Annotated in this window: 12 protein-coding genes; 4 read left to right on the top strand and 8 right to left on the bottom strand. The window is 64.0% G+C overall.

Translation table 11 applies throughout. From position 1 onward, the window contains the following. The first annotated feature begins 10 nt into the window (after positions 1-10). Positions 11-895, top strand: a complete 885-nt coding sequence (locus tag AC0L23_RS28755) for a ParB/RepB/Spo0J family partition protein (RefSeq protein ID WP_085384736.1) — start codon at positions 11-13, stop codon at positions 893-895. A 154-nt stretch (positions 896-1,049) separates the two neighbouring features. Here AC0L23_RS28755 and holA read toward each other — a convergent pair whose 3' ends face one another. The 4 genes from holA to AC0L23_RS28735 all read right to left on the bottom strand — a co-directional run bounded on the left by holA (position 1,050) and on the right by AC0L23_RS28735 (position 7,183). Beyond that, a complete protein-coding gene (gene holA, locus AC0L23_RS28750) occupies positions 1,050-2,078 on the bottom strand; it encodes a DNA polymerase III subunit delta (RefSeq protein WP_085359577.1) in 1,029 nt (342 codons plus the stop codon). Positions 2,079-2,125: 47 nt separating this feature from the next. Beyond that, positions 2,126-2,677, bottom strand: coding sequence for an LPS assembly lipoprotein LptE (gene lptE / locus AC0L23_RS28745; protein WP_085349235.1), 552 nt, complete (start codon positions 2,675-2,677; stop codon positions 2,126-2,128). Further along, entirely contained in the window at positions 2,664-5,288 is a 2,625-nt protein-coding gene (gene leuS / locus AC0L23_RS28740; protein ID WP_085359579.1) for a leucine--tRNA ligase, read from the bottom strand. Before leuS ends, lptE begins: the two co-directional genes overlap by 14 nt. A gap of 197 nt (positions 5,289-5,485) precedes the next feature. Next, positions 5,486-7,183: a diguanylate cyclase domain-containing protein gene (locus AC0L23_RS28735; RefSeq protein WP_085349233.1), complete on the bottom strand. Its 1,698-nt coding sequence runs from the start codon at positions 7,181-7,183 to the stop codon at positions 5,486-5,488. A gap of 108 nt (positions 7,184-7,291) precedes the next feature. Here AC0L23_RS28735 and AC0L23_RS28730 point away from each other — a divergent pair, with 108 nt between their 5' ends. Further along, positions 7,292-7,981, top strand: coding sequence for a YggS family pyridoxal phosphate-dependent enzyme (locus tag AC0L23_RS28730; RefSeq protein ID WP_085359581.1), 690 nt, complete (start codon positions 7,292-7,294; stop codon positions 7,979-7,981). A gap of 138 nt (positions 7,982-8,119) precedes the next feature. Here the strand turns inward: AC0L23_RS28730 and AC0L23_RS28725 are convergent, their stop codons facing one another. Both AC0L23_RS28725 and AC0L23_RS28720 read right to left on the bottom strand, forming a co-directional pair. Then, on the bottom strand, positions 8,120-8,893 hold the full coding sequence (locus AC0L23_RS28725) for a 2-keto-4-pentenoate hydratase (RefSeq protein WP_085359583.1): 774 nt from the start codon (positions 8,891-8,893) through the stop codon (positions 8,120-8,122). Between the two features lie 6 nt (positions 8,894-8,899). Then, a complete protein-coding gene (locus AC0L23_RS28720; protein WP_085384735.1) occupies positions 8,900-9,469 on the bottom strand; it encodes a L,D-transpeptidase family protein in 570 nt (189 codons plus the stop codon). A 202-nt stretch (positions 9,470-9,671) separates the two neighbouring features. Between AC0L23_RS28720 and AC0L23_RS28715 the strand changes: the two genes are divergently transcribed. Beyond that, positions 9,672-10,358, top strand: a complete 687-nt coding sequence (locus AC0L23_RS28715; RefSeq protein WP_007598630.1) for a response regulator transcription factor — start codon at positions 9,672-9,674, stop codon at positions 10,356-10,358. A 58-nt stretch (positions 10,359-10,416) separates the two neighbouring features. After that, a complete protein-coding gene (locus AC0L23_RS28710; protein WP_007598631.1) occupies positions 10,417-10,860 on the top strand; it encodes a cyclic nucleotide-binding domain-containing protein in 444 nt (147 codons plus the stop codon). Positions 10,861-10,981: 121 nt separating this feature from the next. Here the strand turns inward: AC0L23_RS28710 and xth are convergent, their stop codons facing one another. Together xth and AC0L23_RS28700 are read right to left on the bottom strand one after the other, a co-directional pair. Further along, positions 10,982-11,797, bottom strand: a complete 816-nt coding sequence (gene xth, locus AC0L23_RS28705) for an exodeoxyribonuclease III (RefSeq protein ID WP_085359585.1) — start codon at positions 11,795-11,797, stop codon at positions 10,982-10,984. Positions 11,798-11,940: 143 nt separating this feature from the next. Beyond that, the gene (locus AC0L23_RS28700; RefSeq protein ID WP_018459655.1) at positions 11,941-12,696 is read right to left on the bottom strand and encodes an outer membrane lipoprotein carrier protein LolA; all 756 of its coding nucleotides are present in this window, start codon (positions 12,694-12,696) and stop codon (positions 11,941-11,943) included. Positions 12,697-12,707: the final 11 nt, after the last annotated feature.

Raw genomic sequence — 12,707 nt, 5'->3', positions numbered from 1 at the left:
GGAGCTGGCGATGGCCGACGAAGCGCGTTCGCGACTGGGCCGGGGTCTTGCGAGTCTGATCGGTGACGTCGGCGGCGAGGCTCAGCATGTCGATCGGCCGCGCGCGCAACGCAAGGTGCCGATCGAGTTCATCAAGCCCAATCCGCGCAACCCGCGCCGCACCTTTTCGGAGAGCGAGCTCAGGGAGCTCAGCGATTCGATCAGGCAGCATGGCGTGATCCAGCCGATCGTGGTGCGCCCGGTGAAGGGTGCGCAGGACCGCTTCGAGATCATCGCCGGCGAACGGCGCTGGCGCGCCTCGCAAATGGCCGGCCTGCACGAAGTGCCGATCGTCCCCGTCGACATCAGCGACAGCGATGCGCTGGAGTTCGCGATCGTCGAGAACGTGCAGCGCGAAGACCTCAATCCGATGGAAGAGGCGCTCGGCTATCACGCGCTCGCCAACGAGTTCAAACGCAGCCAGGACGACATCGCCAAAGTCGTCGGCAAGAGCCGCAGCCACATCGCCAACATGATGCGGCTGACGAAGCTTCCCGCCGAGGTGCAAACCCTGATCACGAGCGGCGAGCTGACCGCAGGTCATGCCCGCGCGCTGATCGGCGTGCCTGATCCGCTCGCGGCCGCCAAGCGCATCGTCGAGGAGGGCCTCAACGTCCGCCAGGCCGAGGCGCTGGCGCATGAAGAGGGCGTGCCGGAGCGCAAGCCGCAGAAGGCGCGCTCGGGGGCGAAGGAAAAAGACCCTGACACGGTCGACCTCGAAAAGCGCGTCAGCGACGCGCTCGGGCTCAAGGTCACGGTGAGCCACCGAGACCCCGGCGGCTCGGTCCAGATCAACTACCGCAACCTCGATCAGCTCGACGAGGTGATGCGGCGGCTGGCGAAGGGCGCGCTGTAGCCGCTTGGTGTCGTCCTGGCGAAAGCCAGGACCTCATGCCGATCCACACGTCATTGCGAGCGCAGCGAAGCCATCCAGAATCTTTCCGCGGAGAGATTCTGGATTGCTTCGTCGCAAGGGCTCCTCGCAATGACGAGGGGACAGTGCGGGAAGCTCAGCTCCGCCGCTTCGCGTTTGCGGCGATCGCCATCAGCGTGCGCTGGGCGATGGCGGCGGCGAGGGTGGATTGCTTGCGGGTATCGAGCGCGGCGGTCGCGAGCTGCTCGATGATGACGGCGAGCCGCGCCACGCTGAAATTGCGCAATGCGGTTTCGACCGCGGGCTTCCGCGAAAAATGCAGGCGCGGATAGCCGCTGTCGAGCACCGCGGATGCGGGCGTGCCGTCGGCGATTGCGAGCGCCGATTTGTGCAGCCACGCCGCCTGACGCTGCGCCGCGGAGATGATCACGCCGGGGTAGGTGCCGGCGATCATGGCTTTGGCAAACTCGTTCTCGACGATCTCGGGCCGGCCGGCGAAGGCGCCATCGACGATCGGATCGAGTTTCAGTTCCGACGCATCGGCGACGACAGCCATCACGTCATCCAGCGTGATCTCGCCCTTGCCATGGGCATAGAGCGTGAGCTTGCGCAGCTCGTTGCGGGAGGCCTGGCGATCGCCGCCGAGGAACGACATCAGCGCCGCGCGGGCATCTTGCGCGATGCGCAAATTGGCGATGCGGAGCTCGTCTTCCATCAGCTTGGCGAGATCGCGCTCGGTATCGGGATAGCAGGCGATCGCGACGGCCGTCTTGGCGCGTTCGCAGGCCTTGCGCAGTGGCGATTCCGGACGCAGCTCGCCGGCCTCGATCACGATGCGGCAATCCCTGACGCCCATCTCCGCCAGTGTGTCGATAGCACTGGCAAAGCTGCGCGAGCCGGCGCGCACGTGGATGGCGCGGCGGCCGCCGAACAGCGGCACCGTCATGGCCTCGTCGACGAGGCGCGACGGCTCGGCGGAGAGCTCGTCGCCATCGACCTTGACCAGCGAGAAGGGATCATTGGGATCGTCGACGGCCGAGGCGATCAGCGCATCCGCGCGTTCGCGGACCAGGCCGGCGTCGGGACCATAGAGCAGGATGATCGGACGGCCCGCATCGGGGCGGGCGAGAAAGGCGTCGATCTCTTTTCCGCGCAGCGCGACCATGTTGCCTGTGACTCGTCATTCCGGGCGAACCGGGGTGACGGGATGAATTAAGTGCCCGCGGTGAAGAACGAGGCGAGTCGAGTCGTGATGTTCTCGGCGATCTCGTTGGCGGCACGATCCTCGGCATCACGTACCGCGCGGTTGCGGCTGAAACGCTGATAGGAGCCGGGCATGTCGTAGGACACGCGGGAGAACGTGGTGCCTGTCATCACCGACTTGCCGCTGACGACCTCGATCAGATTGTACTGGGCGTCGAGGCCGTAGTTTTCGCTGCTGGGCAGGCCGGTGTTGGGATCGACGATCAGCGACGTCTTGCTGCTTGCGAAGCGGATCTCGAGGCGGTGGGTTGGCGGCATGCCGGTGGCGGTGCCATAGAGCTTGAAGGCCAGCGCGTTGCGGACCTCGACGCCGACCCGGGCCTCGCGTGAGGCATTGGCTTTGGCGATCGGGGGCAGATCGACCCCCATCAGCTTCTCGCGCAGACCGGGGGTGCCGTCGGTGTGCTCGGCATACATCGGGTGGAAGCAGCCGGCCGTCATGGCCGCCAGTGCGGCAACCGCCAGCAAGCGGGCTGCGATGCGGATCCTAGCCGACAACATTCACGATCCTCTTGGGGACGATAATCACCTTGCGGACGGGTTTGCCATCCAAGGCCAGTTTTACCGCATCGAGGGCCAAAACGGCAGCCTCGATTTCCGGATTCTCGGCCGCTGTTGCAACTGTGACCTCGCCCCGCTTCTTACCGTTGACCTGGACCACCAGGGTCACACTGTCTTCAACCAGCAAATCGCGTTCGATTTGGGGCCAATTGGCCTCGGAAACCAGCCCGCTATGGCCCAGAACCTGCCAACACTCCTCGGCCAAATGCGGCATCATCGGGGAGAACAGCTGGACCAGGATCTGGCTGGCCTCCCGGATCGCCCAGGCCAAATCTGGAGCCGGCTGGCCGGGACGTTGCAAGATCTCCGCAAACGCATTGGTGAATTCGCGGATATGGGCGAGGCAGACGTTGAAGTGCAGTCGCTCGATACCGGTGGTGACCTTGTCCAGCGCGCCATGGGCAGCCTTGCGCAAGGCGGTGGCGTCCGGGCCGAAGCTGGCCGGCCGGGCCGTCGGCGCGCCCTTGCCGGGTTCCACAGAATCGTTCACCAGCCGCCACAGCCGCTGCACGAAGCGCGAGGCGCCCTGGACGCGCTCGTCGCTCCAGATCACGTCGCGCTCGGGCGGGGAGTCCGACAGCATGAACCAGCGGGCGACGTCGGCGCCATAGGTCTCGATGATGTCGTCGGGATCGACCGTGTTCTTCTTCGACTTCGACATCTTCTCGATCGGGCCGATCTGGATGTCTTCGCCTGACGTTAGCAGCGTGGCGCGGCGGCCGTTGGCGCCGGTCTCGACCTTCACCTCGACCGGCTGGACGTAGGTGCCGTCGGCCTTCTGGTAGGTCTCGTGCACTACCATGCCCTGCGTGAACATGCCCGCGAACGGCTCGTCCAGGGCGATGTGCCCGGTCGCCTTCATCGCGCGGGTGAAGAAGCGGCTGTAGAGCAGATGCAGGATCGCGTGCTCGACGCCGCCGATATACTGGTCGACCGGCAGCATCCGGTTGGCGACCTCTGGCGTCGTCGGCGCGTTCTCGTTCCAGGGATCGGTGAAACGCGCAAAGTACCAGGACGAATCGACGAAGGTGTCCATGGTGTCAGTTTCGCGGCTAGCCTTGCCGCCGCATTGCGGACAGGTGACGTGCTTCCAGGTCGGATGATGATCGAGCGCGTTGCCCGGCTTGTCGAAGGTCGCATCGTCCGGCAGTTCGACGGGCAGATCGGCATCCGGCACCGGCACGGCGTCGCATTTCGGGCAATGGATGACGGGGATCGGACAGCCCCAATAGCGCTGGCGCGAAATGCCCCAGTCGCGCAGACGGAAGTTCACTTGGCGCTCGCCCACCGGCGCGTTGCCGCGCAGCTCGGTCTCAAGACGCTTCGCCACCTCGTCCTTGGCCTGATCGATGGTCATGCCGTCGAGGAAACGCGAATTGATCATGCGGCCGTCACCGTCATAGGCGGTATCGGTGATGACGAACGATTTCGGATCCTGGCCCTCGGGGCACACCACCGGCGTGTTGCCGAGAGCGTACTTGTTGACGAAATCGAGGTCGCGCTGGTCGTGTGCGGGACAGCCGAAGATGGCGCCGGTGCCGTATTCCATCAGCACGAAGTTGGCGACATAGACCGGCAGCTTCCAGCTCGGATCGAACGGATGGACCGCGCGTATGCCGGTGTCAAAGCCCTGCTTCTCGGCGGTGTCGATGATCTCCTGCGCCGTGCCCATCCGCTTGATCTCGCCGATGAACTCGGCAAGCTCAGGATTTTTGGCCGCGGCTGCCTGCGCCAGCGGATGATCGGCCGAGATCGCCATGAACTTCGCGCCGAACAGCGTGTCGGGGCGTGTCGTAAAAATCTTCAGCTCGCTCTCGCCGGCCGGCGTCGTCGCCGCGTCGAGCGCGAAGCGGATCAGCAGGCCCTCGGACCGGCCGATCCAGTTGCGCTGCATCAGCCGCACCTTGTCGGGCCAGCGGTCCAGCGTATCCAGTGCAGACAGCAGCTCCTGCGAGTACTTCGTGATCTTGAAGACCCACTGGTTCATTTCCCGTTGCTCGACAACGGCACCCGAACGCCAGCCCTTCCCGTCGATCACCTGCTCGTTGGCGAGCACGGTCATGTCGACGGGGTCCCAGTTCACCTTGCGCTTCTCGCGCTCGGCGAGGCCTTCGCGCAGGAAGTCCAGAAACATCTTCTGCTGGTGTTTGTAATAGGAGGGATCGCAGGTCGCGATCTCACGGCTCCAGTCCAGCGACAGCCCGATCGAACGGAGCTGCTTCTTCATCGCGGCAATGTTGGCGTACGTCCAGGCCTTCGGTGCGACCTTGCGCTCGATCGCGGCGTTCTCGGCCGGCAGGCCGAAAGCGTCCCAGCCCATCGGGTGCAGCACGTTGAAACCCTTGGCGCGCATGAAGCGGGCCAGTACGTCGCCCAGCGTGTAATTGCGGACATGGCCGATATGGATGCGCCCCGACGGGTAGGGGAACATCTCCAGCACATAGTATTTCGGCCGCGGATCGTCGTTTTTGGAGACGAAGATCGCCTGTTGGTCCCAGGCGGCTTGCCAGCGCGGTTCGGCGTCGCGGGCGTTGTAGCGTTCGGAGGTCATGGAATCGTTGGGTTTTCGTGGATCTGGCCGTCTAAAGACGGCGGACTAGGCCATAGAAGTCCTCGGGGGGTCAATGGGTTGCCGCTGGCGGCGCGGCGCCGCAAGGCTGCTCCGCAAAAATACGGAGAGTCCTGTTCGGCTCGCCGGGCCTGGTCACCGAGAGCGAGGTCGATCGCGTCCGGGCTGCGGGTTAGCCCTCAGCCCGCCATCATCATTTCCGCCGCGCCGTTGTCGATCACCGTGATGCCATGCTCGACGACGTTGTTGCGACCGCGGTGCTTGGCGGCGTAGAGCGCGGCGTCGGCGGCTTCGATCAAATCGCCCGGACGCAAGCTCTCGTTGGGCTTGGTCGCGGCAACGCCGATCGAGACGGTGACGATCATGTGGTCGGAGGTGATGTGCGGCAGGCCCAGCTTCAGCACGGCCGCACGCGCCTGTTCGCCGATTTCGACGGCGCGCGCCACGTCGGTGTTCGGCAGCAACAGGCAGAATTCCTCGCCGCCGTAGCGGGCCGCGAAGCCCATCGTGTCGGCGGCGATGCCGGACAGCGATTCGCCGAGCCTGGTCAGGCAAGAATCGCCTTCGAGATGGCCGTAGGTGTCGTTGAACAGCTTGAAATGGTCGACGTCGATCATCAACAGCGCGAGGTCGCTGCCATATTGCTGCGCGCGCATCCATTCGAAATCGAGGCGGCTCTGGAAGCCGCGGCGGTTGGCAAGCCCCGACAACATGTCGATCGAGGCCATCACCGTGAGTCGGTCATTGCTCGCCATCAGCTCGCGTTCGCGCTGGCTAAGCTGTGCGGCCATCGCGTTGAACGCGCGGGCGAGCGGCACGAACTCGGCCGGCAGGCGATTGCGCGCGGCACGCGCCGACAGATCACCCTCGCCCAGACGCTTGGCCATGTCGGCGAGCATCCTGATCGGCTTGATCACCAGTTTCTCGGCTGCGATCAGCGCGCCGAGCAGCACGAATACCACGACGAAAGCGAGCTGGAGATAGGCGGTGCGGATGTCGCGGCTCACGGCCGCGGACACCTTGTCCTCGTCGATGCTGGCGATCAGGCGGGCATTGGTACCGGCGATGCGGATATAGCTGACCGCGCGGCGGGAGCCGTCGGCAGCGAGGAAAGAGAGTGAACCTTCGTCCTGGTCAGACCTCAGCGCCTTGTCGGCGATCGCGGACATCAGCGGCATGTTGTCGAGCGGACGGCCGATCGCACTATGCTGGTCGGCCGGTGCCGCCAGCACGGTGCCGGTGCTGTCGACCAGCACGGCCGTGATGCCGGCGCGACCCCCCAGATTGCTCATGACCTTCGACATCCAGTCGAGGTTGACGGTGGCGAGCACGACGGCATCCGCTACGCCGCTGAAGGCGGACACCGGGTAAACCGCCATGACGGTCGGTGTCAGCACCGGGCGCGACAGGATGAAGTCGCTCAGGACGAAGCGGCCGGTTTCCTGCGCCTGCTGGAAATACGGGCGGTCACTGAGGTCCAGGCCGACATACATGTTGTTGGTGGCGCACTGGATGCGCCCGTCCTGGCCGGCGATCAGAAGCGTGCGGATCCAGGGAAGATTCGACGGCAGGCTCGCGCGCAGCACGTCACAGCTCTTGCTGATGCCGCCGGCGGAGGCGCGGATGAAAGCTTCCGATTTCAGGATGGTCTCGACCGACGAGATCACCTCGCGCTGCGCATCGGCGCTGTGTCTTGCAACGGTGGTGAATTCGGCTGTGGCCTGTGCGATCTGCCGTGTGCGCGTGTCTTCCAGCGATCGGATGCGTTCGAACATCAAAGGCGTCACCAGAATCACCGCGAGCAACGCAAGCCGCGCCCGGATTCCGAGAACCTGCTTGAGTTTCGCTCGTTTGCGGTTGAAACTGACGTTTGACATCTTCGCTGCCCACCCCGCGGCTAAGGTAAAGCGAGGGGTTCAAAAACTCTTTCTTGAACTCGGTAAAATTAGAACTAGCTCCGCAACAACCAGCTCCGATGCGACATCATGACTGAAGCCAACGCCGCGCCGCTAACCGGCCATTCACCAAACGCGCTCGCCGCGGTCGAAGCCGAAATCGCGCGCGCCTGCAAGGATGCGCGGCGCGAGCGTGCCTCCGTGACGCTGATCGCGGTGTCGAAAACTTTCGCCGCGGATGCAATTACCCCGGTCATCGATGCCGGACAGCGCGTATTCGGGGAGAATCGCGTGCAGGAGGCCAAAGGCAAGTGGCCCGCGTTAACTTCTGTTTACCCCGATATCGCGCTGCATCTGATCGGCCCGCTGCAATCCAACAAGGCGAAAGAGGCAGTCGCGCTGTTCGATGCCATCCATTCGGTCGATCGCCCGAGCATTTGCCAGGCGTTAGCCAAGGAAATCGAATCCCAGAACAAGCACCCGGAATTGTTCGTGCAGATCAATATCGGTGAGGAGCCGCAGAAGGCGGGCATCGCGCCCGGCGAGGCCGATGCTTTCATCGCGAGCTGCCGCGACACCTACGGGCTGACGATCTCGGGGTTGATGTGCATCCCGCCGCTAGACGAGCCGCCGGCGGCGCATTTCGCGCTGACCGCCAAGGTCGCCGCGCGCAATGGATTGAAGAAGCTCTCGATGGGCATGAGCGCGGATTATGCGACCGCGATCATGCTCGGCGCCACCCATGTGCGCGTGGGCAGTGCGATCTTCGGGCGCCGGTGAGAGCCGTTAGCGACGGCAGAGCGCCATACGAACTCTCGATTTCGTCATTGCGAGCACAGCGAAGCAATCCAGAGTCCCTCCGCGGAAAGATTCTGGATTGCTTCGCTGCGCTCGCAATGACGGTGGTGTATGTGGGGCCTATTCAAACCCCACTGCCACCTTCCCCAGCGCGCCAAAGTCCGCGACAAACCGATCACCCGCCTGGATCGGAAGCGGCGGATGGCACGTGCCCGTGGTCACCACCTCCCCTGCCCGCAAGGGGATGCCGAGGCCACGCAGTTCGTTGGCCAGCCAGACCAGGGCAATGCGGGGATCGCCGAGCACGTTCTTGCCGTGGCCGAGATAGCGCTGGCCGCGCAGCGTGATCTGCGGCCGCTGTTCGACGAGGTCCATGGCACGCCAGTTCGCATTCGTCGCTGCGCCCAGCACGAACAGATGCGCACAGGCGTTGTCGGCGATGAGCTGCGCCTCGCCGGCGCTGGCGAAATCGGCAAAGCGCGAATCGGGAATCTCGATCGCGGGATGCAAGCTGTCCACGGCGGCGAGCACCTCGTCGACAGTATATGGCGCCGCGCGCGGCGGCAGATCGCGCCCCATGCCGAAAGCGAACTCGGGTTCGCCGACGCGCATCGCGTTGCCCTTCATCGAGGCGGTGCCGCCATCGGCGATCACGGTGTCGCTCATGATCCGACCGGCCAACGGTCCCGCGACATTGATGTGCTTCTGTCCGGACTCGCTCGTTGCCGCGATCTTCCAGCCGAACAAAGTCCCGCTGAGCGCAGCCTGCACGGCGTAAGCCTCGGTGCGGTTCTGAGGCCGCAACTCTGGCTCCAGCGCGTCAAGCTTGGTGCCGTCGCGCCAATGTTTGACCAGGACCTGCGAAGCGGCGGCGATCTGATCCTTGTCGAGCATGTGTCCTCATCCGATGATGATTTTTGTTTTTGGTCCAAGCCGCCGCAGCAATTGTCGCATCGCCGCTTCGGTCATCGAGACGCAGCCTGCGGTGGGGCCGAAATTGTCGCGGGCCAGATGCAAGAACACCGCGCTGCCCCGGCCGGCGATCCGCGGCCTCGTATTGTGGTCGATTTCGATGATGAAGTCATAGAGATGGTCGGCCCGCTTGAGCCGGTCGCCGCCCTGCCCCTCGCCGAGGCGGATTCCCTGATTGTAATGACGGTCCTTGGGATCCTCGCACCAGGCGTCCTCGCCGGTGATGATCCGGGCCGGCAGGAAGGTCTGCGGGCGGCTGTGCCGGTCGCCCCGCCACCACAATCGCCTCGGACGGAAGCTGCCCCGCGGGGTGCCGCCATCGCCCTCGCGCTTGTTCGCCAGAATGCCGCCGCGTCCGAGCGCCACCGGAATCGTCAGCGCTCCGGCGGTCAGCCAGCCCCGGCGCGGCTTCCCGGCGGCAGGCTTAACGCGGATCACCGAGAGCGGCCCGGCGCTCCGGTTCATGGTGTAACTAGCTGAAGCAGCTTTATTTTTCATGTGAACGTGCGATGTCGAATTCATTACAGGACATTCATCAAAACGGCCTGCTATTCTAGGTTAGAGTGGTTCTGGCTTGTGAATCGGTAACAGCCCACTACTTCAAGACGAACAACAATAATAACGGCGACCCCTAAACTTCCCTCTCGGCTGGGTGCAGCATGGATGCGCGCCGCGCCGGACCCCAAAAGGATGACCCCCTATGGCCAATGCCCGCAAGATCCTGATCGTGGATGACGATACCGATCTGCGCGATACGTTGGTGGAGCAATTGTCGCTGCACGAAGAATTTGAAGCCTCCGCGGTCGATACCGGCGCCAAGGGCGCGAGCGCCGCGAAGGCCAATGCCCCCGATCTCGTCCTGATGGATGTTGGCCTGCCCGACACCGATGGCCGCGAAGTGGTCCGTTCCTTACGCAAGGGCGGGTTCAAGGCTCCGATCATCATGCTCACCGGGCATGACACCGACTCCGACACGATTTTGGGGCTGGAATCCGGCGCCAACGACTATGTCGCAAAACCCTTCCGCTTCGCCGTACTGCTGGCGCGCATCCGCGCCCAGCTCCGGCAGCACGAAGCCAGCGAGGACGCAGTGTTCTCGGTCGGCCCCTACTCTTTCCGGCCCGGCTCCAAGATGCTGACCGCCGCCAATGCGCGCAAGGTCCGGCTGACGGAGAAGGAAACCGCCATCCTCCGCTTCCTCTACCGGGCCGGCCAGATGCCGGTCTCGCGCGAGACCCTGCTCCAGGAGGTCTGGGGCTACAATTCCGGCGTCACCACCCACACGCTGGAAACCCACATTTACCGGCTTCGCCAGAAGATCGAGAAGGACGCCGCGAACCCGGAAATCCTGGTCACGGAAGCCGGTGGCTACAAGCTGGTGCCGTGATACGCTTCAGGGGCGTGCGAATCGTTTTAGATTGCGTGCCCTTGAGCCCCGGACCTGAATGTCAATCGACGATGATGTAGCGCTTCTCGAGCGTGTCCCGACACTGCGCCTGTTGGGAGACGCTTCGTTGCGCATGCTGGCGATCGGCTCCGAGCAGCGTGACTTCGTCCGCGGCGACGTCTTGTTCAATCTCGGCGACGATGCCGATGCCGGCTTCGTGGTCCAGCGCGGCGCCTTCCGGGTCGACGACGGCGCCGGTGCGGAGATGATCGCAAGTCCCGGTGCGTTGATCGGCGAGCTCGCGCTGATCGTGCCGATGAAGCGGCCGTCGAGCGCGATCGCGATCGAGCACGCCTCCGTCATCCGCGTCGCGCGCAGCCTGTTTCAGCGTGTGCTCGAAAGCGACCCCGCCGCCGCCGTCCGCCTGCGCGACGAATTCGCGGTGCGCTCCAGCCAGATCGCCAGCGATATATTGATGGCGGGTGCGAAGCTGACGTCGTGATGTCGTCCTGGCGAAGGCCAGGACCCGTCATCCCAAATGTTTCTGGCTTGGTGCGATTGCCGATGTCCTCGCGCAACAACGAAGATTGGTGGTAATGGGCCTGGCTTTCGCCAGAGCGACATTAAACCTCGAGCGTCACCGTCACCGGCACATGATCCGACGGACGCTCCCAGCTCCGCGCATCGCGCAAAATCTTGAAATCACTCACCGCATCTTTCATCGCGCGCGAGACCCAGATGTGGTCGAGCCTGCGGCCGCGGTCGCCGACAGTCCAATCGGCGGAGCGGTAGCTCCACCACGTGTAGACCTTTTCCGACATCGGAATGCGCTCGCGCGCGACGTCGACCCACTCACCGGCGGCGAGCGCGGCTTGCAGCTTCTCGGTTTCGATGGGCGTGTGCGACACCACTTTCAGAAGCTGCTTGTGCGACCAGACGTCGTTCTCATGCGGGGCGACGTTGAGATCGCCGACCAGGATGTGGCGATCCTCGCCGCGCGGATGCAACGGCTCGCACGCCTTCATCTCGTCGAGGAAGCGGAGCTTGTGATCGAATTTCTCGTTCAGCGCGGGATCGGGAATGTCGCCGCCGGCGGGCACGTAGAAATTATGCACCACCAGGGGTTTCGCGATCCCGGCCCTCTCACCAAACGACACCGAGATGTGGCGTGAATCCACCTTGTCGCAGAAGGTGCGGATGTCCTTCGACTCGAACGGAATCTTCGAGACGATGGCGACGCCGTGATAGCCCTTCTGTCCGTTCAACGCGACATGCTCGTAGCCGAGCCGCTTGAAGCGCTTCAGCGGAAAAGCGTCGTCGATGCACTTGGTCTCCTGGAGACACAGCACGTCCGGCCGCGCGCTCTTGAGAAATTTTGCGACCAGATCGATGCGCAGCCGAACCGAATTGATGTTCCAGGTTGTCAGGGAAAAACGCATGAGATTGATCTAACAAACTCCATCCGTCATGGCCGGGCTTGACCCGGCCATCCACGCCTTTTTGTAGGTCCAGATTGTAGGTCCAGAACGTGGATGCCCGGGACAAGCCCGGGCATGTCGATCATCGCAGCAGCGAGTAAGTCTCAGCCCGGCGACGGGCCGTAATTGGTAAAATCGATCTTGAACATGCCGGGATCGAGCTTCTTGCTCGTATCCAGATTATAGACCGCGATCGTGGTGTCGTAGCCCTGCGGGTCGGTGACGGTCCACTGCTTCAACTGGCCGTCCTTGGCGCCGAACATCAGCAAGAGGCGACTGGTGCCGACCAGCGCCTGCTTCTCCTCGATGGTGACGCTGACGAAGACGTCGTCGGCCGAGACGTTGACGACGTTGGTGTCCTTCATCAGGTCGATGCGGTCGGACAGCAGGAAACGCAGCGGTGTCTGTGACAGCGGATAGACGTCCTGCGTCGCGAGCTTGCGGTCGCGCACCACCAGCGACGATCCGTCGGCGACGATGTCGATCGGGCTCGGCGCGTCATATTCGAAGCGCACCTTGCCCGGCTTCTGGATGTAGAAGTCGCCTTGCGTCTTGCTGCCGTCGGGGCCGACCTGGACGAAATTCCCGACCAGCGTCGACAATGACGACAAATAGGCGCTGACCTTGGCGGCCTGGGCCTTCTGGTTCGCATCGAAGGTCTGGAAGATGCTGCTCGGCACGTTGCGGCGTGGATCCGGAATCACCGGATTGGGCGGCGTCTGGGTCGCGCCGGTGACCGCGGGCCCTCCAACGGCCGGACCGCCGTCGCGGCCCTTCGGTGCAGGCTTCGGCACGGGAACGGTCTGCGCGAACGACGCCGTGATCACCATCGCGGCGGTGACGAGAATTACGCCGGCCATGCGCGCGCTCC

The organism is Bradyrhizobium sp. MI1.4 (genome assembly GCF_055811315.1).
This window is presented reverse-complemented; position numbering and strand designations above follow the sequence as displayed.

Bases quoted from the DNA above. Each gene is read 5' to 3' on its own strand.
- AC0L23_RS28755 (WP_085384736.1), top strand. From the start codon at position 11: ATGGCCGACGAAGCGCGTTCGCGACTGGGCCGGGGTCTTGCGAGTCTG.
- holA (WP_085359577.1), bottom strand. From the start codon at position 2,078: ATGGTCGCGCTGCGCGGAAAAGAGATCGACGCCTTTCTCGCCCGCCCC.
- lptE (WP_085349235.1), bottom strand. From the start codon at position 2,677: ATGTTGTCGGCTAGGATCCGCATCGCAGCCCGCTTGCTGGCGGTTGCC.
- leuS (WP_085359579.1), bottom strand. From the start codon at position 5,288: ATGACCTCCGAACGCTACAACGCCCGCGACGCCGAACCGCGCTGGCAA.
- AC0L23_RS28735 (WP_085349233.1), bottom strand. From the start codon at position 7,183: ATGTCAAACGTCAGTTTCAACCGCAAACGAGCGAAACTCAAGCAGGTT.
- AC0L23_RS28730 (WP_085359581.1), top strand. From the start codon at position 7,292: ATGACTGAAGCCAACGCCGCGCCGCTAACCGGCCATTCACCAAACGCG.
- AC0L23_RS28725 (WP_085359583.1), bottom strand. From the start codon at position 8,893: ATGCTCGACAAGGATCAGATCGCCGCCGCTTCGCAGGTCCTGGTCAAA.
- AC0L23_RS28720 (WP_085384735.1), bottom strand. From the start codon at position 9,469: ATGAAAAATAAAGCTGCTTCAGCTAGTTACACCATGAACCGGAGCGCC.
- AC0L23_RS28715 (WP_007598630.1), top strand. From the start codon at position 9,672: ATGGCCAATGCCCGCAAGATCCTGATCGTGGATGACGATACCGATCTG.
- AC0L23_RS28710 (WP_007598631.1), top strand. From the start codon at position 10,417: ATGTCAATCGACGATGATGTAGCGCTTCTCGAGCGTGTCCCGACACTG.
- xth (WP_085359585.1), bottom strand. From the start codon at position 11,797: ATGCGTTTTTCCCTGACAACCTGGAACATCAATTCGGTTCGGCTGCGC.
- AC0L23_RS28700 (WP_018459655.1), bottom strand. From the start codon at position 12,696: ATGGCCGGCGTAATTCTCGTCACCGCCGCGATGGTGATCACGGCGTCG.